This window comes from Acinetobacter sp. TGL-Y2, assembly GCF_001612555.1.
In the GTDB taxonomy this organism is placed as follows: Bacteria; Pseudomonadota; Gammaproteobacteria; order Pseudomonadales; family Moraxellaceae; genus Acinetobacter.
Genome location: NZ_CP015110.1, coordinates 2700397 through 2726529 on the forward strand (window position 1 = coordinate 2700397; position 26133 = coordinate 2726529).

The 26133-nt window shown below is 40.6% G+C and carries 21 protein-coding genes, 2 pseudogenes and 1 riboswitch; of the genes and pseudogenes, 14 read left to right on the top strand and 9 right to left on the bottom strand.

Annotated elements, in window-relative coordinates; translation table 11 throughout:
* Positions 1-40: 40 nt before the first annotated feature.
* A complete protein-coding gene (gene trpB / locus AMD27_RS12835) occupies positions 41-1261 on the bottom strand; it encodes a tryptophan synthase subunit beta (protein ID WP_067661205.1) in 1221 nt (406 codons plus the stop codon).
* A complete protein-coding gene (locus AMD27_RS12840) occupies positions 1245-1886 on the bottom strand; it encodes a phosphoribosylanthranilate isomerase (RefSeq protein WP_067663007.1) in 642 nt (213 codons plus the stop codon). Before AMD27_RS12840 ends, trpB begins: the two co-directional genes overlap by 17 nt.
* A gap of 156 nt (positions 1887-2042) precedes the next feature.
* Positions 2043-2263, top strand: a riboswitch (cobalamin riboswitch).
* Positions 2264-2286: 23 nt separating this feature from the next.
* Here AMD27_RS12840 and AMD27_RS12845 point away from each other — a divergent pair.
* From AMD27_RS12845 to AMD27_RS12885, 9 genes and pseudogenes are all read left to right on the top strand, one after another.
* Positions 2287-4143: a TonB-dependent receptor plug domain-containing protein gene (locus tag AMD27_RS12845; RefSeq protein WP_067661207.1), complete on the top strand. Its 1857-nt coding sequence runs from the start codon at positions 2287-2289 to the stop codon at positions 4141-4143.
* A 122-nt stretch (positions 4144-4265) separates the two neighbouring features.
* Entirely contained in the window at positions 4266-4850 is a 585-nt protein-coding gene (locus AMD27_RS12850) for a cob(I)yrinic acid a,c-diamide adenosyltransferase (RefSeq protein ID WP_067661209.1), read from the top strand.
* A gap of 142 nt (positions 4851-4992) precedes the next feature.
* Positions 4993-5706 carry a glycerophosphodiester phosphodiesterase gene (locus tag AMD27_RS12855; protein ID WP_067661211.1) on the top strand — a complete coding sequence of 238 codons (714 nt, stop codon included), beginning with the start codon at positions 4993-4995 and terminating at the stop codon, positions 5704-5706.
* Between the two features lie 353 nt (positions 5707-6059).
* Positions 6060-7226 carry an acyl-CoA desaturase gene (locus AMD27_RS12860; RefSeq protein ID WP_067661213.1) on the top strand — a complete coding sequence of 389 codons (1167 nt, stop codon included), beginning with the start codon at positions 6060-6062 and terminating at the stop codon, positions 7224-7226.
* A 93-nt stretch (positions 7227-7319) separates the two neighbouring features.
* Positions 7320-7680, top strand: a pseudogene (locus AMD27_RS12865) (DHCW motif cupin fold protein).
* Positions 7681-7755: 75 nt separating this feature from the next.
* Positions 7756-9201 carry a protein adenylyltransferase SelO gene (locus AMD27_RS12870; RefSeq protein ID WP_067661215.1) on the top strand — a complete coding sequence of 482 codons (1446 nt, stop codon included), beginning with the start codon at positions 7756-7758 and terminating at the stop codon, positions 9199-9201.
* A 122-nt stretch (positions 9202-9323) separates the two neighbouring features.
* Complete coding sequence (locus tag AMD27_RS12875; protein ID WP_067661217.1) at positions 9324-9920, top strand: L,D-transpeptidase family protein; 597 nt, start codon at positions 9324-9326, stop codon at positions 9918-9920.
* A 33-nt stretch (positions 9921-9953) separates the two neighbouring features.
* Positions 9954-10341 (top strand): annotated as a pseudogene (locus tag AMD27_RS12880) (MmcQ/YjbR family DNA-binding protein).
* Between the two features lie 36 nt (positions 10342-10377).
* Positions 10378-10824, top strand: coding sequence for a hypothetical protein (locus AMD27_RS12885; protein WP_067661219.1), 447 nt, complete (start codon positions 10378-10380; stop codon positions 10822-10824).
* Between the two features lie 324 nt (positions 10825-11148).
* Here the strand turns inward: AMD27_RS12885 and AMD27_RS12890 are convergent, their stop codons facing one another.
* From AMD27_RS12890 to baeS, 3 genes are all read right to left on the bottom strand, one after another.
* Positions 11149-12501, bottom strand: a complete 1353-nt coding sequence (locus AMD27_RS12890; RefSeq protein ID WP_067661221.1) for an amino acid permease — start codon at positions 12499-12501, stop codon at positions 11149-11151.
* A 233-nt stretch (positions 12502-12734) separates the two neighbouring features.
* Positions 12735-13421, bottom strand: coding sequence for a response regulator (locus AMD27_RS12895; RefSeq protein ID WP_067661224.1), 687 nt, complete (start codon positions 13419-13421; stop codon positions 12735-12737).
* Positions 13422-13432: 11 nt separating this feature from the next.
* Positions 13433-15091 (bottom strand): sensor histidine kinase efflux regulator BaeS, encoded by a 1659-nt coding sequence (gene baeS / locus AMD27_RS12900; RefSeq protein ID WP_067661226.1) that lies wholly within the window; start codon positions 15089-15091, stop codon positions 13433-13435.
* Between the two features lie 246 nt (positions 15092-15337).
* Between baeS and AMD27_RS12905 the strand changes: the two genes are divergently transcribed.
* The 3 genes from AMD27_RS12905 (at position 15338) to AMD27_RS12915 (ending at position 20010) form a co-directional block, all read left to right on the top strand.
* Positions 15338-15964, top strand: a complete 627-nt coding sequence (locus tag AMD27_RS12905; RefSeq protein WP_067661228.1) for a hypothetical protein — start codon at positions 15338-15340, stop codon at positions 15962-15964.
* A 290-nt stretch (positions 15965-16254) separates the two neighbouring features.
* On the top strand, positions 16255-18057 hold the full coding sequence (locus AMD27_RS12910; RefSeq protein WP_067661229.1) for an acyl-CoA dehydrogenase C-terminal domain-containing protein: 1803 nt from the start codon (positions 16255-16257) through the stop codon (positions 18055-18057).
* Positions 18058-18228: 171 nt separating this feature from the next.
* Entirely contained in the window at positions 18229-20010 is a 1782-nt protein-coding gene (locus AMD27_RS12915) for an acyl-CoA dehydrogenase C-terminal domain-containing protein (protein ID WP_067661231.1), read from the top strand.
* A 116-nt stretch (positions 20011-20126) separates the two neighbouring features.
* Here the strand turns inward: AMD27_RS12915 and AMD27_RS12920 are convergent, their stop codons facing one another.
* Complete coding sequence (locus AMD27_RS12920) at positions 20127-20336, bottom strand: hypothetical protein (protein ID WP_067661233.1); 210 nt, start codon at positions 20334-20336, stop codon at positions 20127-20129.
* Positions 20337-20510: 174 nt separating this feature from the next.
* On the opposite strand from AMD27_RS12920, the gene AMD27_RS12925 reads away from it, so the two are divergent.
* Positions 20511-21008, top strand: coding sequence for a phosphate-starvation-inducible protein PsiE (locus tag AMD27_RS12925; RefSeq protein WP_067661235.1), 498 nt, complete (start codon positions 20511-20513; stop codon positions 21006-21008).
* Between the two features lie 55 nt (positions 21009-21063).
* Here AMD27_RS12925 and AMD27_RS12930 read toward each other — a convergent pair whose 3' ends face one another.
* Positions 21064-21639, bottom strand: a complete 576-nt coding sequence (locus AMD27_RS12930) for an RcnB family protein (RefSeq protein WP_228140666.1) — start codon at positions 21637-21639, stop codon at positions 21064-21066.
* A 183-nt stretch (positions 21640-21822) separates the two neighbouring features.
* Here AMD27_RS12930 and AMD27_RS12935 point away from each other — a divergent pair, with 183 nt between their 5' ends.
* Entirely contained in the window at positions 21823-22287 is a 465-nt protein-coding gene (locus AMD27_RS12935; RefSeq protein ID WP_067661239.1) for a hypothetical protein, read from the top strand.
* Positions 22288-22447: 160 nt separating this feature from the next.
* Here AMD27_RS12935 and AMD27_RS12940 read toward each other — a convergent pair whose 3' ends face one another.
* Together AMD27_RS12940 and znuD are read right to left on the bottom strand one after the other, a co-directional pair.
* Positions 22448-23911: a phospholipase D family protein gene (locus AMD27_RS12940; RefSeq protein WP_067661241.1), complete on the bottom strand. Its 1464-nt coding sequence runs from the start codon at positions 23909-23911 to the stop codon at positions 22448-22450.
* A gap of 95 nt (positions 23912-24006) precedes the next feature.
* On the bottom strand, positions 24007-26124 hold the full coding sequence (gene znuD / locus AMD27_RS12945) for a zinc piracy TonB-dependent receptor ZnuD (RefSeq protein WP_067661243.1): 2118 nt from the start codon (positions 26122-26124) through the stop codon (positions 24007-24009).
* Positions 26125-26133 lie beyond the last annotated feature (9 nt).

The window sequence follows — 26133 nt, forward strand, 5'->3', positions numbered from 1 at the left end:
TGGGGCTTTTTCAGGTTTCACAGAGATTTAATTGAATATTTTACATCTCAACCATTTCCACGCCATCAATACGCGCAACAGTCATCAAGTCTTTATCACCACGACCTGAAACAGTCGCAATGATAATTTGATCTTTCGACATGGTCGGTGCAAGCTTAGTCACATATGCCATCGCATGTGCACTTTCAAGCGCTGGAATAATCCCTTCAATTTGGGTTAAATCACGGAAACCTTGCAGCGCTTCATTGTCATTAATGGGCACATACTGCACACGGTTCATGTCTTTTAAGAAGCTATGCTCGGGTCCAACACCTGGATAATCTAGGCCCGCAGAAATTGAATGTGTTTCAATAATCTGACCCTGCTCATCTGACATGAGATACGTACGATTGCCATGTAGCACGCCAACATGACCAGCATTCAGTGGTGCTGAATGTTTACCCGACTCGATTCCCAGACCCGCAGCTTCAACGCCATACATTTTCACATCGTGATCATTTAAGAATGGATAGAACAAGCCCATCGCATTTGAACCACCACCCACGCAAGCCACAAGCGCATCAGGTAAACGCCCTGCCTGCTCTTGAATTTGCTTGCGTGCTTCACGACCAATGATTGATTGGAAATCACGAACCAATTGTGGATACGGATGCGGCCCTGCCACAGTACCAATCACATAATAAGTTGAATCGACATTGGTCACCCAATCACGCATGGCTTCGTTCATGGCATCTTTAAGTGTTTTAGACCCGCTTTCTACAGGAACAACGGTTGCACCGAGTAGACGCATACGATAGACATTCATGGCTTGACGTTTAACGTCATCTGCACCCATAAACACCACACATTCAAGTCCCAAACGCGCTGCGATGGTGGCTGTAGCTACACCGTGCTGACCTGCGCCTGTTTCCGCAATAATTCGTTTTTTACCCGACAATTTTGCAAGTAGCGCCTGACCAATGGTGTTATTGACCTTATGTGAACCCGTGTGGTTTAAATCTTCACGTTTCAAATAAATTTGCGCACCACCTAACTCTTTTGACCATCGTTCAGCATGATAAAGTGGACTCGGACGACCTACATAGTGGGCTAAATCTCGGTCGAATTCTGCCAAAAACTGAGCATCATCTTTCATGCGGAAATAGAGTTTCTCTAAATCCTGTAATGCTGCCATAAGCGTTTCTGACACAAAACGTCCGCCATGAATACCGAAATGCCCATTTTGATCTGGGAATTGGGTATAGTCAGTTTGCTGATCCACGATGGACTCCTTGCATAAATTGTTCAATGAGTTGTTGGTCTTTTATACCTTTTGCGGATTCTACACCTCCGCTAACATCGACTGCATATGCGCTTGTCGTCGTTATAGCGTCTTCAACATTTTCAGGCTTTAAACCGCCTGCCAAAATTAAAGGGATATCGAGTTTTGGAAATTGTGCCCAGTCAAATGCATGCCCTGTGCCACCTTTAAGCTCAGGATGCCAAGCATCTAAAAGCATAGCACTCGCACCGGCCTGTTGATATTGCTCAATTGTTTGAATTAAATCTAAATCAGGTTTGACTTGAATGGCCTTATACCAACGACGCTGTACTTGCTGAGCAATATATTGGCATTGTTCTGGTGTTTCATCACCATGAAATTGAATCAGATCAAGCGCTACGGTCTTTAAAACCTCTTGAATCTGCTCAAGTGATGCATTGACAAATAATCCGACAGTTTGCACATAGGCAGGAATATGTTGAATGAGACGTTCTGCTTGTTCGATGGAAACATGACGTGGACTGGGCGGGTAAAACACCAATCCTATCGCATCTGCTCCGCTATGAACAACTGAGTAAACGTCTTCTACACGGGTTATTCCACAAATTTTGGCACGCGTTCGCATATACACTGGCTCAACTATGGCGCAATAAAAAATTTGATTTAAAGGCAATGGATCACTATAGGCGAAAAGCATTGTAATGCAATTTTTTTGGCTTGAGTAAAGTTCATCCTGAAATTTATAGCGACGCATTGTTTAAATGAGGCTCAAATACTATACTGCGCGCAACTTGCAATGAGTTCAAGCTACGGCTTTAGGGAAGTTGATGCGAATCCAACACTGCCCTCGCAACGGTAAAAATGAAACGTATATCGCTTTAAATCTTTAGATTTACGCCACTGCACCACGGTGTGGGAAGGCGGATATACCAATGTTGAAGCCATCTATGCTGCAACATTTATATTTAAGTCCGGATACCTGCTTATTGTGTTCTTTAACTCAATCATTCACGAGGGGTGAATGTATGGAGCAAAACATGTCTACTCTTTTTAAACCTACCGCACTTGTAGGTGCTATTGCGCTTGCAATGGGATTTTCTACCACCGTTTCTGCTGAATCTTCTGTAAATAGCTCGAGTAAATTACAACCGATTGTGATTACGGCGACACGCTCTGAAGAAAATCTAAAAAACGTACCTGTCCGAATTACTGTTATTGATCAAGCAACCCTTGAACAAAATCCTCTACTCAATGTTTCTGATATTATTCAACGAGATCCATCTGTTTATATTAAACAAAGTGGTGGCATGGGACAAATTTCAGAAATTGGTTTACGAGGTATGAAAGCCGTTCATACACTTGTATTGAAAGATGGCGCTCGCATAAATAGCCAAAATGAACTCGGTCCGTTATACCCTTCATTTTTAGATACCTCAGACATTCAACAAATTGAAATTTTGAAAGGACCTGCATCTGTACAATACGGTAGTGATGCGATTGGTGGTGTCGTGCAACTACTTTCAAAAAAACCTGTAAAAACAGGCGCTGAACTGACTGGTATTTATGGGGAAAATAATACCTATAAAACCATTACAAAAGTAGATTACGTTTCTGATCAAGGCTTTTACGCTCAAGTTGGTGGTCAACGTTTAGAAAGCGATGGTACACGCATCTTTGAAAGCCAACCGAAAAGCGAAAACGCAAGTTACGACCAAAAAGGCTATAATGCAAAAGTTGGTTATTACCAAGAAAATAATATAAATGCTTCTGCGTCAATCAGTGAAAATAAAGGCATAAGTATTTTCAGCAATGACTATATTGTCAATTCAGCACCACGCGAGTTTGAAAACCGTGTCATCAATGCCAAAGTCGACTACAACATTTTGGATAACTTGATTTTAGGTGCTCAATTCGCCAATGTTCAAGATAAGCAAAATGTGCCTTCATATGGTACAGAGTACAATACTGAAAATAATCAAAGTGATTTTAATCTACGTTGGAAATTTACACCTCACCAAAACATTTTGGTTGGTGCAACATACAATGATGCTAACTACCAAACCAATACCATTAAAAATAATGAGCAAAGTGTAGAAAGCACAGGTTATTACTTACAACACCAATTCAAAAATGATCTTTTTGATACCCAAGTGGGTGTGCGTACAGAAGACAATGAGCGCTTTGGTACACATACCGTTGGACAAGGTGCAGTGCGATATCACTTCCTTCCAAATGCAAGTATTTATGCCAATATCGGCAGTGCATTCCGTGCACCAACATTGAATGAGCTTTATTCACAATGGGGTGGAAATGAAAATCTAGACCCTGAAGAAAGCACATCGTATGAACTTGGTTTCGACTATGATGTCAATGCAAAACTCAGCACAAGCCTGTCTGCGTACCACACCAAGGTCAAAAACTTAATTAGCTATAGCTACCCTGTAGGTAATATTAATGTAGATCAAGCTGAATTCACCGGTGGTGAAGCCGAAGTAAAATGGCATCAAGATGATTTATTTATTTCTACAGGCTATGCCTATGTGAAATCTGAAAATAAAAAAACAGGTAACGAAATTGCCTATCGTCCACGCCAAACACTGACACTGACCACAGGGTTAGAAAATGAAATCTATGGTATTAGTGCTTCACTGATTGCACGTAACCATGCTTATGCTGATACGGCAAATATAACACGTGTACAAGGTTATGCCACTATAGACCTGAATGCGTATTGGAATGCGACACCGAATGTAAAACTCTTTACCAATATTCAAAATATCGGCGATGTAGAATATCGTGAAGTACTCAATACTTATCCAACAACAGATTGGTATATCAATAGCGGACGTCAAGCATCTGTTGGTGTGACCTTTAAGTACTAAGATAAATGCTGAGATTTTAAAGCACAATCTAAGTACATAAAATTTGAGGATAATGTCATGAAAATGGCATTATCCTTTTTAGTCTCTAGACAAATACATTAACAATTTAAGGAACAAATATCATGGGTCACCGTTTAAGTAAAATTTATACCCGTACAGGCGATTCAGGGACAACTGGACTGGGGGATGGTTCACGCGTATCTAAAGACGACCTGCGTATTCATGCCTTAGGCGATGTAGATGAGCTGAATTCATGTATTGGTACTTTGCGTTCACAAGTTGCGTTGAGTTCGATTGAAGATAAAGCCAAATGGGATAAATCACTGAGCTTAATTCAACATTGGCTTTTTGATTTAGGTGGTGAGGTGTGCATTCCAAACTACAATATGGTTTTGCCCCTTTCAGTTGAATTTCTGGAAAAAGAAATTGACCGTATGAATGAAGATTTACCCATGCTAAAAGACTTTATTCTTCCCGCAGGAACACTGGCATGTAGCTATGCACATCAAGCGCGTTCAGTCTGTCGCCGTGCAGAGCGCAGCCTCATGACCGTACATGCACGTGATCAAAATATTCAAGCGGTATCACTACAACTCCTCAACCGTCTTTCCGACTGGTTGTTCGTTGCATCACGTGCATTACAACGTGCGGAAGGTGGTTCTGAAGTGCTGTGGCAGAAAAACATCAATGACACCATCGAAAACTAAAATCATGATTTGATTTTGTATCTGAAAATTCTCGTCGGTTGGGGCTTGTTTTTCCGTTTCATCCGACGAAAATAAAGCATGTCATTTCAATGCAACATTCTATGTCAACAATAGGCTTAGCTTTTCAACTGATGAACGCAATATGCGTATAATTGGACATCGTGGTGCGCGTGGCGAAGCACCAGAAAATACCTTGGGTGGCTTTCAGTACATTCAAGATTTAGGTATTCGCGCAGTTGAGTTTGACGTGCGCCAGCTTAAAGATCATGCGCTGATTGTTATGCATGATGACCAGTTTATTCGAACCACAGGTCAAGACAAATATGTCTATGAATGCGCCAGTGAAGACTTAGAGCACTATAACCATGCGGTGACATGGTCAGAATGGAATAAGGTCGAAACCACACCCCTGCTCGCTCAAACTTTAAAAATCATTGAAAATTTTGATCATATAGAAGTTGAAGTAAAAGCGGTTCAAACACAGCAAGAAGCAGATCGACTCACATTGAGCTTACAACAACAACTTAAAGGGTTTGAACACACTGCAGTTATTACCAGTTTTGATCCTAAAATCCATCACTCTCTACAACAGCAAAATTCAAGTTTTAAACGTGGTTTACTCATTGAACATGACGTGAAGTTTAAAGCCATTGATCAAGCCTTGAGTTTAGGATGCTGTCAAATTGGATGGATGAATCCATTGGCGACTGATGAAATCATAAAAGCCACTCAAGCGGTCAAATTAGATATTAGTGTATGGACCGTCAATGACGTGGAACGCGCTAAACAACTCAAAGACTTAGGGATTACAGGTTTAATTACCGATGTACCCAAACTCATGCTGCAACACTTATAAGCATGCTCCGTCAGAGTAAGCAGACCTAAAACCATTTTCAGGATTTGACGTTTGGTTGCAATAGCGCGACCAAGCCTTCATTTTTAATCTATAGTTTTGACCTACATTATAAACTCAACTACAACCTCGACTATGATTGACCATCGGACACCTATTTCAACTCAAAATTTAACCACAAAAAATCTAACTCAGCAGTCTATTTATTCTGTTACGGTTTGGTACAATACATCTGTACAATAATGCTAGTGAACATTTGTTCGCTCATGCTAATATGCCCAAATCTTAACCTATTAATACGATGGTTAAGATTTCGTTAATACCTACCTTCTTAGGTTCTAGGAGTGCTGTTGGAGATGAATGCTCCCTTACCCAAAGCCCCAATAAATTGGGTTGCAGTTTTTGCATTGGTTTTTTTACCTATCGTTGCCATCATTGCGATTCCACTTTATGCCTATCACCATGATTTTAGTCTTGGTGCTTGGATCAGCATGTTTGTTTTACTCGGATTTAGTAGTCTAGGTATTACAGCGGGTTATCATCGTTTATGGGCACATCGTGCATATGAAGCAACTTTGCCTTTAAAAATTATTTTAATGGTTATGGGTACCTTTGCCGTTCAAAACAGTATTCTGTTTTGGGCTTCAGGTCACCGTACGCATCATCGTCATGTAGATGATATTGAACAAGATCCGTATTCAATTAATAACGGGTTTTGGTATGCACATATTGGCTGGATGCTTCGTAACTATCCAGCAGCAGAAGCGAATTATAAAAATGCACCAGATTTGTTAAATGATAAAGTGGTGATGTTTCAAGACAAATACTATGTGCCTTTAGTGGTTGCCGTACATGTGGTTATTTTGACCACTGTCGGTTGGGCTGTAGGCGATATGTGGGGTGTTTTATTATTGGGTGGTTTAGTCCGCTTAATCTTGAGCCATCATGTGACTTTCTTCATTAACTCACTGTGTCACATGTGGGGGAAACGTCCTTATACCGACGAAAATACTGCCCGTGATAACTTTTGGCTTGCCATTGCCACTTGGGGTGAGGGTTATCATAACTACCACCACATTTTCCAATACGACTATCGTAATGGTGTGAAATGGTGGCAATACGACCCAACCAAATGGTTAATTTGGAGTTGTTCTAAACTCGGTTTAGCAAAAAATTTACGCCGTATTCCAAGCTTTAATATTAAAAAAGCGGAACTTGCGATGCGTTTTAAATACGCACAACAAGATTTAGCAGTGTACGGTCACAACGTAAATGATGATATTGCGACTGTAAAAGACCGTATTGCGCAGGAATATGAAGCTTTTACCCAGACCTTAAATGATTGGACGAAACTGAAAGAGCAAGAGATTCAAGCCAAGAAAGCTTCAGTTGCTGAAAAATTCCATCAAATGGACAGTAAACTCAAAGTTGATTTCCAATTGGTTGAACAACGTCTTGCGCATCATCGCAATACCTTGCAAATTTTGATGCGTACCATCAAGAAGAATGCCGTTTCAAACTAATGGTTTAAACACAGAATAAAAGCTCCAAATGGAGCTTTTATTCTGTGTAGGTAGTATCAGATTAGATCATTTTAATAAGACAAAGGCATGTCCATGAACCTCAATAATTTTCCATTTGGCACAACGGATTGGGCTGAAATAAAAACAATTAAACATTTAGGTGAAACAGGTTATGCACTTTGGCGTACTCAACAGTTTGACAATATACGGGTAAGAATTGTGGAATACTCTACAGGATATTTAACCCTTGCACTTTGAATAAAGCGAACTTTATTCTCGTTCATGGTGTAACAAGGGTCATATCCTATTTTGCTTAGAGGGTGAACTTTTTACCGAACTTGATCATGGACTTTCGTTTACCTTAAAAGCTGGGATGAGCTACCAAGTTGCAGACAATACCGAAGCGCACCGTTCATCTACTGTTCTGGGTGCTAAATTGTTTATTGTCGATTAAGTAAAACGAAGCACACACTGTTCATAACAGAACTTTGCTATAGTGAAATTAAGTTTCTAAAAGCTTTCAATCACTATGCAATTTAATCCACGCTACCCTACGCTCAGCCCAAAGTTGTTTCACCATCAGCAACCCGTCCCACTCAAAGGCGCTAAATCGGGTCATTTTAATGAAGCACTTGCCAATCAACTGAATTGGTCAGAAGAAGATAAGCAATCGTGGATCGAAATTTGTAGTGGTCAAAAAACCTTTGCTGAATTTGAACCCTTAGCGATGGTCTATGCAGGTCATCAATTTGGTCAATGGGCCGGTCAATTGGGAGATGGTCGTGGACTATTGATTGCTCAAATTTTAGATCGAAATAATCAAACTATAGATTTACATTTAAAAGGTGCTGGCTCAACGCCCTACTCTCGTATGGGCGATGGTCGTGCGGTTTTACGCTCTACGATTCGTGAATATTTGGCAGGTCATGCCTTAAATAACTTAGGTGTACCTTCGAGTCACTCCGTTGGATTTACCTCTTCAGAGCAAGGTGTGCAACGTGAAAAATTAGAACGTGGTGCAATGCTACTACGCACATCAGATTGTCATATTCGTTTAGGACATTTTGAATGGATCAATCAGTATCAATCAGAGCTTTTGCCTGAATTTACCCAAAAATGTATCGAATGGCACTATCCTGAATGTCTTGAAGCAGAACAGCCAATTTTAGCTTTTGCCCATAAAGTGATTCAACGCACGGCGGTAATGATTGCAAAGTGGCAATTGGTGGGTTTCGCTCATGGCGTGATGAATACGGATAATTTGAATATTACAGGCTCAACGCTAGATTTTGGTCCTTATGGTTTTATGGAACGTTTTCGCCCCAATTGGATCAATAACCATTCCGATCATCATGCGCGCTATACCTATCAGCAGCAGCCCAGCATTGGACATTGGAACCTATGGAATTGGCTGAATAATCTTGCTCCGCTTCGACCAGAAAACTATGAAAAAGAACAATGGAAAGAGGCTTTAACTGAATGCTTGGAACATTATGAGCCCACATTTCTGGAGCACTATAAACTAGGCTTAAGTCAGAAAATGGGATTACCAAGTTTTCATAAAGATAGTTTTGATTGTGCAATGGCTTTCTTGAGAATTTTGCAAACAGAGCAATTGGACTATACGCAAAGCTTTATTCGTCTGCAAAATAAAAAATATGAGGTGATTAAAGATGATTGCTTAGACCGTCGTCAGTTTGAAAGTTTTTTGAGCCAGTATGAACATATTCGTCAGGGACAAGATATAGTTGAACTCAATGCGGCCATGCAAACAGCCAATCCTGTTTATATTTTACGAAACCATATGATGCAGAAAGCGATTGAGTTGGCTGAAAAAAATGACTTTTCAGAAGTAGAGCGTTTATTTACTTTGCTCAGTCAACCTTTTAAAAAGCAAGTTAAATTCGAAACTTCTGCGGATCTGCAACCATTACCGAGTGATGTACCAGAGGTGATGGTGAGTTGTTCTTCTTAATATATCTAAATCACTGTGGATCATTTGAAATATGATTCACAGTGATTTTCAAAATGAATACCGCACGATTATTTAATTCAATTAAAATAATCGACATAAATAACAAGAAACGATCGCACACAATGTCTAAAAAAATAAGCTGGAGTATTTTTTTACTACTGATTATTGCAGTCGGTATCACTTACGCTTATTTTAAATACAATCGCTATTTACCCATGCTTGATCAATCTCAAGCTACCACTTTATCGCAACTTGAAATTGAAAAAATTCGAGCACAAACGCCGATTACGTTGATTAGAGTCTTCAAAGCCAAGCGCACACTTGAACTGCTGCATGATGATCAGGTCATTAAAGCCTACTCAATGCGTTTAGGTTTCAACCCTATCGGTCATAAAGTCAAAGAAGGTGATGGTAAAACACCAGAAGGAAGCTATGTCATTGATTGGCGCAATCCACAGAGTCAATTTTATAAATCCTTGCACATCTCCTACCCCAATGCTCAAGATCAAGCCACTGCTAAAGCGCTGGGCGTATCACCTGGGGGTGACGTGATGATTCATGGTTCAGCCAACAACAAGCAACTCCAAGCCTTACCTCAATTGATGGATTATATGCCTCGAAGCGATTGGACTTGGGGCTGTGTGGCGGTGAGAAACATCGATATGGATGAACTTTGGAGATTGGTGGACAATGGAACTGCTATTGAAATCGCTCCATAACAATAAATTAAAATGGCAAAGAGGAACTAAAGAATGAATGGATTAGAGATTCAAAAACTTGCTTTAAAGATTGCGTTAACTTTACCTGAAACTCGCTTAAGCCAGCCTTTTGGTGAAGGCTGTGATGTAATCAAAGTAATGGATAAAGTCTTTTTACTCTCCACTGAATATTCGCAACAGCCTTTGGTCAATTTGAAATGCGATCCAATCCTATGCAGAAGAACTCAAAACGCTCTACCCTTCGATTCGAGCGGGTTATCACATGAATAAAAAGCATTGGATTTCAGTTTATGCAGGGGAAAAAATAGATGTACTTTTGGTTGAGGATTTAGTGAAAGACTCTTATGCATTGGTGGTGAAGAAGTTAGGTAAAATTGAAAGGATGCGGGTTGAGCTTTTGAGAAATGTCGAAATACTCTGATTTAAAAGTAGGAAATCATTTCGAATAGGAGGCTTTATGTTAGAAATGGATATTAGAGCACAGAATATGGATATTAAAATCAGACAACTTTTGGACCCGAAATACCAGTTCTATTTATATAAAGTAGATACTTATTTCTATATAAGCTATCAATTTGATTCTGGTTTTATGGGAGGGGAAAGGATTCATGGAATCAGTAAAGAAGACTTTAGAACTTTGCTTAGTAATCCATTAAAATTTACTGATGTTATATACTATAAATATATGGTGGGTAGAGATAAATTTCCAGTTGATTTCCCAGAATTGAAAAATTATCCAAAGCTTACAAGAGAAACTGATCCATTTATTTTGTATCAATTAGATAATCACTATTTTCTACTTATGTGGAAAGGTCGAATTGAGGGACAACAAATAGCTAAAGAAATATCACAAAGAAATTTTGACAAGCTCATGAGGAATGAAATTTCACCTATTCAGATTTAAAATACCTAAACACTTTGGTTTTGGTCGCATTAAGAAGTTAAGATTTACTAGAATTAACATAATAAACGTTATACAAAATTGTTTTTTATTGGTAGTGCTAAAAACCAACGTGTAATAATTCATTTATATATTTTAATATCAATAACTTATTATTTTTATCACGTCGTATTCATGCACTACCTAATATAGATCATAATTTTTGACACAAAAAGACACCCAAGCAGTTTTACTTGGGCGCTTTAACAGATTTTTCATACTTTACAAATAGAAAACGACTGGTTTACCACAACAATCATGATTTATTCTACTAAAGAGTACTAATGATCAAGCCTGTTTCTTCACAAGCTTAAACACACCAAACAAAACTGCAATCCACACGGGTAACATTAATACCGACAACATAAAGCCTTGCGTCCACATGATGTAAAGCAACATCAACATAAAGGCCAAAACGAGATAGTTCGTGAAAGGCGCGAACACAGCTGGAAACTTACTTTTTATCCCTGCTTTCTGCATGGCTTTTCTAAACTTCAAATGAATCAAACTGATCATCATCCAATTCAACACCGCTGCTGCCACCACGATATAAATTAAATAGCTCAGTGCTTTTTCAGGCAAGAAGTAATTCAGTAGTACGCATCCAAAAATCAACAATGCTGAGAATAAAACGGCTGGAATCGGAATGCCTTGCTTATTGAGCTGTTTAAAAATTTGCGGTGCATTGCCCTGTTCTGCCAAGCCCAATAACATGCGACTATTGGCATACATGCCACTATTACACACTGAAAGCGATGCAGTGAGAATAATAAAATTAAGCAAATGTGCTGCCCAACCAATCCCCATTTGGCTAAAAATCATGACAAAAGGACTATGTTCTAAATCACCTAAGTTCAGCTGATTCCACGGCACAAGAGACAAAAGAATAGCTAAAGAACAGATATAAAATAGAAATACCCGTAGCACAATTTGATTAATGGCTTTGGGAATATTTTGATCTGGATTTTCGGTTTCAGCTGCAGCCATACTGATCAATTCAATCCCACCAAAGGCAAACATCATAAAGGCAAGCATATAAAATAAGCCTTCGAAGCCATTGGGGAAAAATCCTCCATGCGACCAAAGGTTGCTGATCGATACCGTAGAGTCCACATCTGCGGTCATGAGTAAATACACACCAAAGATAATCATCGCAATAATCGCGAGCACTTTGATCATCGACAACCAAAACTCAGATTCGGCATACAGTTTGACATTGGCGAGATTAGCAAGCGTTACCACGATAAAGAAAAATAAGACCGATACCCACGCTGGAATTTCCGGCAACCAATAATTGATATATTTCCCAATAGCAGTGAGCTCAGTCATTGCGACCAAAATATAAAGAATCCAGTAATTCCAACCGGTTAGAAATCCTGAAAATTTACCCCAATATTTAAAGGCAAAATAACTAAATGAACCCGTCACAGGCTCATGCACGATCATTTCACCCAATTGGCGCATAATCAGGAACGCAATCAAACCACCAATCAAATAGCCCAGAATAATTGAAGGACCTGCCGATTGGATAATATGTGCTGAACCCAAGAATAGTCCTGTACCAATTGCGCCCCCCAAAGCGATCAACTGAATATGACGATTCTTTAAACGGCGCTGTAATGTAGGCGTCTCGCTGTTCAAAACATAATCTCTTCGTTTATAAAAAAGGGGATTGTAGTCGCTTTATAATCTATAGCCTAGTTAGCGTATTGCGAGTCTGAACTATAGGAGAATATTTTTTGTTCATATCTAGGTTTTTTAATGATTAAGTATCTGATTGATTGAAATAAATTACTAAAATTAGCCCTTAATATTTTAATCATAAAAAAGCGGATAAACATAATCTATCCGCTTTTTTTAGGCACTGGTACCGATCAGTCTTCAGGATACTCGAAGCGATACCCTACACCATACACCGCCTGAACCCACTCATGACGGTTGCCTGTTTCGGCTGCATCAGAAATTTTACGACGTAGATTTTTAATATGGCTGTCAATCACACGATCCGCCACTTCAAAACTGTCTGGATTAATATGATCCAAGAGTTGCGCACGTGAGTACACTTGACCGACATGCTCTAAAAATAGTTCGAGTAATCGGAACTCTGTTGGCGTTAAATTTAAGGTTTTTTGTTGATACCAAATACGTTGCTGGGCTTTATCAATCCGGAATAAATTGTTTTCTTCAGGTTCAATTTTACGTGCTAAACGGCGGAGTACTGCTTGAACACGCGCGACCAATTCTTTGGGACTAAAAGGCTTACACAAATAATCATCTGCACCCATATTAAGACCCAAAACACGGTCAATTTCTTCTGTACGGGCTGTGACCATAATAATCGGTAAGTCAGATTGTTCACGTATTTTACGGCACATGGTCAAGCCATCCATGCGTGGCACCATTAAGTCTAAAATCATCAGACTCGGTTTACGTTGTTGGAAGCTGTCATAGGCTTCTTGACCATCATGAAACATACTGACTTCAAAGCCTGCTGCTTCTAAATAATCGCGTACCAATTGTGCAAGTTCAACTTCATCTTCAACCAGCATTATGTGCTTCATGTATCTTCCTTTTATATCTTGCTCTGTTTTGGAAAGGTCAATTTGCAACGCAAACCACCCAATGGTGAATGATCAAAACTCAGTGTGCCATGTAGACCTTGCGCAATTTTAACGGATAATGCCAAGCCCAAACCTGTGCCACCAGTACTTCGTGTACGTGAATCATCCACCCGATAAAACCGTTCACCCAAATGCGCCAATTGTTCATCGGTCAAGCCAAATGGACTGTCGTCTACAATCACAGACCATGTCCGCTCATCTTGAAGCGTATGCACATGAACTTCACCGCCTGCTTGGGTATAACGAATACTATTGCCCAATAAGTTGACCATGATTTGCTTAAAGCGATCTACATCTAATTGTAAATCGGCAGATTGACCCTGTGTCGTGATCTTTAGATTGGCTTGTTCAAATTTCGGTTGGAAATTTTGAACTTCCTGTAGAACCACTACCCAAGGATCAATCTCTGAAAAATAAAAACTCAATTGCTGGGCTTCCGCTTGTGCCAAATCTGCTAAATCTTGGGTCAGTTTTTTCAAACTGTTCACTTGACCGAGCATCGATGCAAAGTGCTCTGGCGTCGGTTTACGAATGCCGTCTTGCATCGCTTCAATCTGCGCCTGTAAAACAGCAAGTGGGGTTTTCAGTTCATGCGAGGTGTCTGCCACCCATTGACGACGTGAATGTTCATGTTGATCTAGAATCACTGCCAACTGGTTAATTTCAGTAGATAGGTCGCCCAGCTCATCATTACGATTCACTTTAACTTGATGCTGATAATTACCTTTGGTCAGCTCACGTGTCGCATTCAGCAGACGTTGAATCGGCTTTTTAAAGTAGGTCGCAAGCAACGATGCTGCCACTAAACTGGTCAAAAACGATAAAATATAAATCAGTAATAAATAACGTTTTTGATTGCTAAAAAAGTTAATACTCAACGCATCATCTTGATCCAATACCGGACGTAAACCCAAATACGCCACGACTTTGTTATTCACTTCAACCGCTCTAAAAGACACCGGATTTTCTGATGGCTCACCCAAAATAAATTGTTTATCAGCATCATAAAGTGATAACCGTGAACTCAATCCCAAGTGATCCGACATCGAGATAAATAACTTCTTACCTTCATGCTGCTCTGAGGTACGAATACCGGCAATGGCTGAATTTTTAGACTTTTTATAAGTCGATCTAAATTGGTTTTGATTGGAGCTCAGGGGAAATTTTAAGCCTTCGAAAGGCTGATACGCTGACGGTAAATTTTCCTCTAAAACTTTGAGTTCTTCAGGGCTAACCGTTTGCGTGCGCTGTGACTCAATTTCACTCATTAAGGTATGTTCTTTAAAATACCGTTGTTGCAGTGCAATGTCATATTGACGACGCAGCCACCAGCGTGACAGTCGATCATAGTCATCAGGTGCAGCAGTCCCTTCAATTTGTAAAATTTGCGCTTGAACAGCATTACCCCAATCTTGATATACGCCATAGACCCCTGCCAAATTTTCAATCATAAAATCCAGCTTTTGCATTTCAACATCCGCCACATATTGGGTGAAGTTTTTTTGCATGGTCCAATGCAACACACTTAAGCTGACTGTGGTGATTAACAATGTGGTTAATAGCACAGTTAAAAATAAGCGTAAGGCGATCGGCACGCGGCGTATATTCAAAATCTAACTCATCATTTTTAGCTCATTTTAACTATTGTATAGAAGCAATCGATAAAAAACCCTTCATTGTTTCTTCATCTTTGTTTCAAGTTTATATTTAAGTGATTGCAATGATTGAGATGGCTATCCGTGCAGCCTGTGCGCCTACAGCGATTTAACCCAACTCCATCCTTTCTTCATTTTTTTTATATAGTCTTGTGTGCTGATGTAATTGAAATCAAATCTACAGCAATGGGGATAACAACAATGAATGCTATGACTAAAATCGCAATGCTCACCACTGGACTCATCTCGATGGGTGCATTAACCGCCTGTCAAACCACGACAGCACCTCAAGAGCAAAATTCAGGTCACGTGAAAGCCCATCATAAACAAGATCGTATGACACCAGAACAACGCGAGCTATATAAGCAAAAGCGTGCTGATCGTCAGCAGATGTTTGAGCAAGTCAAAAAAGCCTGTGATGGCAAAGCTGTCGGCACTGCAGTACAAATTAAAGCGGGTGAAAAAGTCATCAACGGCAGCTGTGAAATTCATTTTAAAGCAGACCGTAAAGACATGAAACACATGCGCGGTGAACACCGTAGCATGAAAGGCGAACATCACGGCGTGATGAAAGGTGAAGTACGCAGTTTTAAACAAAACCGTGGCGAAGCATTAACAGATGCAAAACGTGCGGAATTGACCAAAGCCTATGATCAACGTTTGGCACAACGTCAAGCACAGCAACAAGCGCTGGCTAAAGCTTGTGTGGGTCAAAGTCATGGCAAAGCTGTACAGATTAAAGTCGGTGAAAAAACCGTAAATGGTCAATGTCTGGTACGCTTTCACCCTGAAAAAATGCACAATCAAGCCAGCACCAAAGCTGCATAAATTCTGAATATTTAAAAAGGCGCTGAATGCGCCTTTTTTTATGGACATATCTTTTTACGTTTTTGACCATATGTTTCACATGAATTACCTCAAATATTTATATACTCTAAATACTTAGCTTTTTTTATCATTTTTTCTTTGACTTTACAGTCACACAGAAAGTGGCTATAAAACTTGTAGCAAGCCATAAGTTATTGCACGATGTAGTAGAACTATAGGTGTCATTGAAGACACTACACATTTTTTATTAAGATTATAAATCTGGTCTAACCAGTATTGAGGAAACCGATATGCCACAATACAAAGCGCCCTTACGTGACATGCAATTCGTGTTGCATGAATTATTAAATGCTGAAGATCACTATGCAAAGCTCCCTGCATTCTCCGAAAACGTAAGCCGTGAATTGGTTGATCAATACTTAGAGGCTGCGGCTGACTTTTGTGAAAATGAACTTTCACCACTGAACCAAGTGGGCGACCGTGAAGGTTGTACTTGGAATGATGGCATTGTCACCACGCCAACAGGTTTTAAAGAAGCTTATCAAAAATATGTTGAGCTTGGCTTCCCTTCACTTGCTGCAGAAGAACAATACGGCGGTCAAGGCTTACCGAACTCACTCGGCATCATCATTTCTGAAATGATAGGTTCATCTAACTGGGCTTGGGGTATGTACCCAGGTCTTTCTCATGGTGCGGTGCGTACGATTGAGCATCATGGTACAGATGAGCAAAAACAAACCTATTTGACCAAATTGGTTTCAGGTGAGTGGACAGGTACCATGTGCTTAACAGAATCCCATGCTGGTTCTGACTTAGGCATTATCCGTACTAAAGCTGAACCCAATGCTGATGGTAGCTTTGCAATCTCGGGTGAGAAAATCTTTATCTCTGCTGGTGAGCACGACATGGCGGACAACATTGTCCACATCGTACTTGCACGTCTTCCAGGTGCACCTAAAGGCACTAAAGGTATTTCACTGTTTATCGTACCGAAGTTCAACTTAACCGCTGATGGTGAGGTCGGTGAGCGTAACGCAGTGCGTTGTGGTTCGATTGAACACAAAATGGGTATTCATGGTAATGCGACCTGTGTCATCAACTTTGATCGTGCCACGGGTTATCTGATTGGCCCTGAAAACCGCGGTCTAAATGCAATGTTCACCTTTATGAACACCGCGCGTATTGGTACTGCGGTTCAAGGTTTGGCTGCATCTGAAAGTTCATTCCAAGGTGCGCTGGCGTATGCTAAAGATCGTTTAGCGATGCGTGCCCTTTCAGGTCCGAAAGCGCCTGAAAAAGAAGCTGATCCAATTATTGTTCACCCTGCTGTTCGTAATATGCTGTTGACTCAAAAAGCATTTGCAGAAGGCGCGCGTGCTTTGGTTTATAACTTAGCCTTGTATGCAGATACTGCTGAAAAAGGCGAAACCGAAGAAGAGCGTAAAGTGGCAGACAACTTGTTGTCGCTCCTGACGCCAATTGCTAAAGCATTCTTAACTGAAGCCGGCTCAGAAGCTGCGAAACATGGTGTACAAGTGTTTGGTGGTCATGGCTTTATTTCAGAACATGGCATGGAACAAATTGTACGTGATACACGTATTGCATGTTTGTATGAAGGTACAACTGAAATTCAGGCACTTGATTTATTGGGTCGTAAAGTCCTGCAAACTCAAGGCGCAATGCTGAAAGATTTCACCAAGATCATTCACAAATTCAATGAAGCAAATCAAGACAATCCGGCAATGAAAGAATTTGTTGAGCCGCTTGCTTTACTGAACAAAGAATGGGGCGATTTGACCATGCAGATTGGTATGCGTGCCATGCAAAATCCAGATGAAGTGGGTGCTGCAGCAGTCGACTACCTGTATTTCTCAGGGTATATCACGCTTGCATACCAATGGGCGCGTATGGCACTTGTTGCACAGCAACAATTGGCTGCCGGTTCAACTGAAGTGGATTTCTACAATGCTAAAATTGCGACTGCGCGATTCTACTTCAAGAAAATTTTGCCACGTGTACGTTCGCATGTAGACGTGATTGCAAGTGGCTTAGAACCACTCATGTCATTAGATGCAGAACATTTCGCATTCTAATGGGCGCTGATCAAAAAGCGTAAAAAAGAAAGGGACAGTCATAGATTTGGCCGTCCTTTTTCTTTATAAATGATTCAAGACATTAACCTTTGGTCGTCTAACCACAACCGATTTGCTTGTTTAGACTGCTGAGTATTCAAAATAGATTTAACAAAAAATAGGTGACGGAAAATGCCAATTTATAATGCGCCTCTTGCAGACATGAAATTCATCTTAAATGATGTATTCAATGCAGAACAATTCTGGCAAGCCAATGAAAATCTAAACCATGTCGATGCTGCAACAGCTGAAGCAATTCTAGAAGAAATGGCAAAATTTGCTCAAAATGTCACACTGCCTTTAAACCGCACGGGTGATGAAGAAGGTGCAACCTATAATAATGGTGCAGTTACCACCCCTGCTGGCTTTAAAGAAGCATTTAAACAATATGCCGATGGGGGTTGGATTGGCTTAGCAGCAGATGAGGAATGGGGCGGTCAAGCCATGCCAAAAATGCTCACTGTCCTTGCAGATGAAATGCTATTTGCCACCAACCCCTCTTTCATGCTCTACCCGCTGCTTTCTGTAGGCGCAGGTATGGCGTTAAACAGCTATGCATCGCAAGAACAAAAAGAAACCTATTTACCTAAAATTTATTCAGGTGAATGGTCAGGTACGATGTGTTTGACGGAGCCGCATGCGGGTACAGATTTAGGCATTATCAAAACCAAAGCTGAACGCAATGAAGATGGTACTTACAATATTACAGGCACCAAGATTTTTATTACGGGTGGTGATCACGATTTAGCTGAAAATATCATTCATTTGGTCTTGGCAAAAACACCAGATGCGCCTGCGGGTTCACGTGGTATTTCACTGTTCATCGTGCCTAAATTTATCGTGAATGCAGATGGCTCTCTAGGCGAGCGTAATACTGCAGGCCCAGGTTCAATCGAACACAAAATGGGAATTAAAGCCTCTGCAACTTGCGTGATGAATTTCGATGCAGCCAAGGGTTATTTGGTCGGTAAAGAAAATGAAGGCTTGGCAGCGATGTTCGTGATGATGAATTACGAGCGTTTGTCGATGGGTATTCAAGGCTTAGGTGCTTCTGAATACGCCTATCAAAATGCCGCGCAATACGCGACAGATCGCTTGCAAGGTCGCAGTGCAACTGGTGCAAAAACTCCTAAGAAGCCAGCAGACAGTATTTTAGTTCATGGTGATGTGCGTCGCATGCTATTAAATGCACGTGCCAATAACGAAGCATCACGTGCCTTTGCCGTCTATGTGGGTCAACAGCTTGATATTACCAAGTACTCAACTGACCCAGAAGCAGTCGCTGCAGCAAACAATCGTGTCGCGCTGCTTACACCCATTGCCAAAGCATACTTAACCGACACTGCATTTAACGCAACTTTAGATGCTCAAATGGTGTTTGGTGGTCATGGTTATATTCGTGAATGGGGTATGGAGCAATGCATCCGTGACTTACGTATTTCCCAGATTTATGAAGGCACCAATGGCGTTCAATCCCAAGATTTAATTGGTCGTAAAACCATTAAGTGTCAAGGTCAATTCATTGCTGAATATATCGCTGAAATTCGTGACTTTGCCAATGATTTGGATTCTGAGCTGAATTTCATTAAAGACGCGACTTTAGATGCAGCAACTGAACTTGAAGTGATGACTCAAATCGTTTTAGAACGTGCGAGTGAAAACCCAGACTACGCAAATGCCGCAGCAGTAGATTATTTACACGCAGTGGGTCTACTTAGCTTTAGCTATATGTTTGCTAAAATTGCTAAAGCAGCCAATGCGAAACAAGGCGAATTTTTCCAAAACAAATTGGCTTTAGTTGCTTACTTTATCCAGCGTATTCTGCCTGACTTAAATACACGTATTGCACGTATTAAAGCCAGCTCAGATACGGTGATGGGCTTTAGTGAAGACTACTTTACACAGCAGTCTTAATCGGGTCATCATAAAAATGCCTGATCTTCATATTTGAGGATCAGGCATTTTTTTATATTTTCAATGAAGCATGTATGATGACACTACGCTTGAAACCCTACATACTTTCATTCACTTTAAAGCTTTTCGAGAATAATCCCCGTCACTAAACCTTGAGCTGAATCAGGTGTTTTTTTAATTTTGACAATTTTAATCTGTCCGTTCGAATGTAGCTCTTCACACAGTGTAATCACTTTGTGTAATTCCTCTGCTTCAATGCCTGAGCCCAAAATAAGTTTCTTTCCATGCTCTAAGCTATCAATTTTTGTTTGAATTTTATTTAACATGATTTCTTCCTTATAGTTAAACAACACTCAACATGATTTTTGAATAAAAAAAATACTATAAATCAAATATTCACATAATTTTAAAGGTATTTGCTATGTAATGTGCATGAAAATTGCATAGTCATGAAAGTTAGTACAATTTCATCATTCCACCCTAACAATTAGGCGGACAGTATGAGCAATAAAAGCCCACGAGTTGAAAAAATAGAATCCCTCTTAGATCGTTTCGGCAATACTGCCGTGGAAAGCTTTCACTACGTTGCGCTGTTTATTATTGGCTGTATGGTCATTTGGTCTGCTACACATACTATATTTGACATTTTAACGGTTAAACAATATGCGACCATTGATGATATTTTATTGTTATTTATCTATTTAGAACTTGGTGCAATGGTCGGTATTTATTTCAAGACCAATCATATGCCTGTTCGCTTTTTGATTTATATCGCCATTACGGCGCTGACCCGTCTGCTGATTTCTGACATCCAACACGACCATAAAGCCGATATGGATTTGGTGATCATAACAGGTTCAATTTTAATTCTGGCTTTTGCCATTTTAGTGGTGCGCTTCGGATCTTGGAACTTCCCGTCGGTCATGCGCGACAAGCACAATGAGCAACCAGTGCCTATCGGAAAAACCCCACGCCCTGAAGACGATGAATTGGCTTAGTATTTAAACGCATTGCAAGCGACAATCATTACTTTGGAATGAAAGGTCCTCATTTTTAACGATCATTGGGAATTTGTAAATAACGCCCATTTTGGTAAATCCAGTGCATGCCCACCGCTGGATCTGGCAAATGATAACGGCGCCAGTCCGAGATCAACATATAATTTGAACTTTCAATATGACTGTTTGCATCCCCGTAAACAAAGCCTTTTTGCTCTGAATGGTACTGCGTTTGTTGAGGAAAGGACTGCTGATAGATAATACTGATGCCATTTTGTTGTGGATAGCTTTGCTGCGGATAAGCTCGATGCTGATGCTGGTTTGGATAAGCTCCTCGATTTGGATACGGTCTGCTTGGATAAGCTGGATACTGCTGAACAGGCGGACGAATGGGATAATGCTGTGGCGGTAACGGCGTGCCATATGGATCTGCATAGCCTTTATAGGTTGAGTAGCCATACGGACTTTTCGGTGCATGAAGTCGAGACGGCGCATACGACTTCCTGTCCCCACTTGTATAATTTGCCCAATCATTGGCAGCGAGAGACGACATCGATATGGACATCACAGCCATAGCTATAGCGCCTAATAATATCGGCTGAATGTATTTTCTCGTATATTTAAGGTTCATCGCTCCCCCATTTCAGCTCTAGAGTGTCTTAGTCTTTGCCAAATTTACAGCTCAATTAAAGATAAAGCATGGATGGTAATTATACAATTATTAACCAAGCACATGCAGATATAGAGAAGATTAGGTATTGGGGAGCACGCTTCTGTTAAAATAGCTTTTTTACATTTTGCGGGAATTTAAATCATGCCTGAAATGAGTTTCGATCGTCTGCATCAATTTTTCTGTAAAGTACCCAGTGTGCAAAAAGCATTTATTGACAGCTATGGTTCAGATGGCAAACATGCATGGTGGTTTAAATTTCAAATCAATATTGAGCATCCCCTGGCATGGCAAACGGTGCAAGAACTGGGTCATGTGCTGAACTATATTTCTAAAAATGAACGTCTACCGACACAGTTTTTACCGGTGTCTCCACCACCTTATATGAATGGTGAAGCCAAACAATTCTTGGCTTGGGTGATTCAATGTAATCATGCTGACTTTTCACCAGATGTCGTCTGCAATTGGCTTGAGGCACGTTTACCACAACCTGTTGAAGATGAAAATAGCTGGAAAATCAAAACCGATATTAAAGAGCTGGAAAACGAGTTAAACAGCATGACAGATAAAGATTTAGATGCCTTAGTTCCACCGCATCCTGAGACATAATTTTGACTTATTCATCCTGATCGTTAAAATCCCTTCCAAACGACCGTTTACACCTCTCCCTAACCCTCTTCTGTAAAGAGAGGGAAATCTTCCTCCCTTTTGTGACAAGGCTAAAAGTCCCTGTTTATCAAAGAGGGACTTAGGGAGATTATGTTATTCATTAAAAGGTCGACAAACCGCTCCACTCCATAAAGCGATAAACGCCATATTTGAGTTTGGACTCATCTGCATATTGCACATAATCCACACTCATATTTTTACCATTGAGGTTTGACCAAGCGGTATTAAAGTACTGCTGTGCATCTGTAAACACGGCTGCATCTGTTTTGCCAACCACCCGCAAATTGGTTTCCAAATTATAATTTTTCAAATTACGTGCAGTAAAATTCGCTGAACCTAAAATTAACTCACTACGTTGAGCATTTGATTTTAAAATCATTTTACTGTGACATTGCTCGCCTTGGGTGTTGCACCAACGCACTCTTATCCCTGCATCATTGAGCTCAGAAGCCACTTGGCGGTTCGGTATACCATTCTTCTGGCGCCCAAATGCATCTTTATTGGGATCCAGTAAAACCTGTACCTTGACTCCGCGCTGTTTGGCATCCATTAAAGCATTAATAATCTTGCGCTCAGATAAATAAAACATTGCCAAATCAATATTTTCTTTGGCTTTGGCAGTTTCAATCAAATTCAAGGTGGCATCTAAAATCGCTTTTTCAGTTAGCACTTGCACTTGTGGCAAGGTCTTCTCACCTTCAAACTCGCCCGCAACAATGCCCGGCACTGAGCCTTTAGACATTAAGCTGACGGCCTGTTCGGTTTTTAAAACGTCTATTGCAGTATGACCATTCACGATCAGTGCAACATTAGAATGACGTGAGCTGCCATCATGTGGATTCATTGAGGTTACCAATGCCTTCCAACCATCAACACTATCCACCACCATCGTTTTGCGGTGATTCGCTTTAAAATTGAATAAAGTCAAATAACTGCGTAAGGTGATTTTCTCATCACCAAATGGATTGGGGAGCCAACCCTTTTCAGGATTATTTGGAATGCCTTGACAGCACAAATACCATAGACCTGACCAAAGTGGGTTCGATGCGCGTAGTGGCGTCAAATCTGTCTCAATTACTTCGACACCCACTTGGCGTAAGGCACGATAATGATCAGGCGCAATGCCCCCATAGACTGAGTTAATCGGATCTGTAATAAATTTAATCTCAATTTGGGGGTTAAACTTACGCTTTTGCACCAAGGCATCGGTGAGCTTTTGAGTCAAAGCATCATGCTGAATTTTAGACTCTCCCAATGCTTGGTTAAACAAGAACATATCCACCACAATGGTGGTTTGCGCTTGATCGATCAAACTCAACATTTCATTAAAAATATGATGATCTTGTTGCTGCTTGCCATTTGCATCTAAGTAAGTTGAGTCTGCAATAAACTTCACTTCGGCATGTCGAAGCTTGCCTGTATAATCTAAACCTTCAGGCAAAGGCTTATACATATGATAAAGCGCTGAAGATAAATACCCCAAAGCCAACATACCCACTATCAAGCCAAAGTATTGACGACCTGACCAGTTCAATTTTCGATGAATTCGCTGAAAAATACGCATAACAAAAAACCTAGTCCAATGGCATCAGACTAGGTTTTATTGCATTCATTTTCAAGGGGAATTGTGTTTATCACACCAAGCTGAACTACCCTAAATTAGAAACCAAACTCCATACCAATACTGAAGTTACGTCCCATTTGAGGAATATTGGATAAGAATGAGGTATGCGAATACACCTGATCATCCAGTAAATTGTTTGCCTTTAAGTAGACCCGATAATCATTGCGATTATTGAGTTGACCTGCATACGACACACCAACATTGACCATATTATAGCCTTGAGTCTGGTTTTCATAACTTGCGATATCATCTTGCTTAAACACATGATAATACTCAGCCGAACCTGACCAACCATCGGCAAAATCTGCCTCAATTTTGCTTCCTAAACGACCCGCAGGTACGCGAGGTGCATTCTGCCCGTCAATTTTACCGCGGACATAATCACCAAATACGCTCATCTTGTACCAGTCACTAAAGGCATAGCCAATCTGAGCCTCTGCACCATAAAACTTGGCTTTATCCTGAGTATATTCTACGCCTCTCAAGTTTCCTGTTTGAGCAACCGTCGCACCATAAATATAATCATCAAACCAGTTATGATAAATATGAGCATGATAATCAAGCTTAGCACCTTCATAGTGTAAGCCCAGCTCTAGATTGTTTGAGGTTTCTTTATCGAGTTGATCATTACCCAATTCATAAGTATTGGTGGCAAAATGCAAACCATCTGCATATAACTCTTGAGCGAGCGGCAAGCGTTGTTGATGCGACCCCACAATGGACAATTTATAGTTGGGTGCAAAGGCCCAATTGGCAGTGGCTGATGCGGATACACCAGTTCCCGAATAATTTTTTTGACTTGAATCAACCTCAATTTTTTGATGATCTACACGTCCACCGAGTTCAACATGCACATCACCGATCTGCGTGTGTTCAAGTGCAAATAGGCTGTACTTTTGCGTTTTGGTGTCAGCCATCAATACATCATGATTGTGGTCTTGATGTTCATGATCATTGTGATCATCTAAATCAACGTCTTCATGGGCATGAGCTTCAGGTGCAGAAAGACTAATTTTTTGCTGTGAGATTTGTGTGCCAATCACGCCTTCCCACCCAGCAACCGGAACATGAACCAACTCTAAGCGTCCATCATAGCCTTTACTTTTAAAATTACTGATAACGCTGTTTTCTTCCAGTTCATCATGTTCATAATCGGTAAAGCTGGCATGCGCACGTAATTTTTCAAACCCTTTAAAAGGCTGATCGAGTTCAGTTCGAAGATCATAACGTTCAGATTTTAAATCTACCCATGGTCCACCATGTTCTTCATCATGATGAGCATCTTCATCAGATTCAGGGCAATGAAAATGATCACCATGTAATTCACAGCCATGATATTCATGACTATGTCCTGGCAGACCATATTGATCTTGACGATTGCTATAAGACAGACCGACAAAGCCACGATCATGAATCCATGACCCACCCACATTGACTGTTTGCCCTTCGGCAAAGGTATTGCCTACTCGACGTTCTTTTTCAAAATGCGAATGATCACCATGCGGATGTTCTACAGCATAGTCTGGTGCAATATAATCATTCGATTTATTTTTTAAAGCTTCGACACGTAAAGCAAAACTGTCTCCTACCGCTGCGGTTACACCTGCACTTGCCAATTTTTCATCATTACCAGAGTTGTAACGTAGACCGACTTGCCCTTCCAACCCATTTTGCGGCATTTGAGTGGGAATCTTTTGATCTGTGACATTCACAAGCCCCCCCACATTTCCTGCGCTATACAGCAAGGTTGAGGGACCACGAATCACTTCTACTTGTTTTGCAAGTATGGGGTCAACGGTCACGGCATGGTCGGGTGATAAGGTTGAAACATCTGCGGTCTCAGATGCATGTTGTAAAACTTTCACACGTGGGCCATCTTGACCACGAATCACTGGACGGCTTGAGCCTGAACCATATTGATTTGAATAGACCCCAAGTTCATCTGCCAAAGCATCACCGATGGTGGTGGCACGTTCTTTCAGTTTTTTGCTGTCAATCACATGATCGGCAACTGCGAAATCTGCGGCGGTTTGTACCAAAGGATGTGCTTGTAATTGAATGGTTTCTAGTTTTGTGGCTTGATCTTCTGCAAAAGCAATAGGGCTTAAGATTGAGAAAATCGAAAGCGTAATTAAATTCTTATGAAATGACATGAGGTTGGC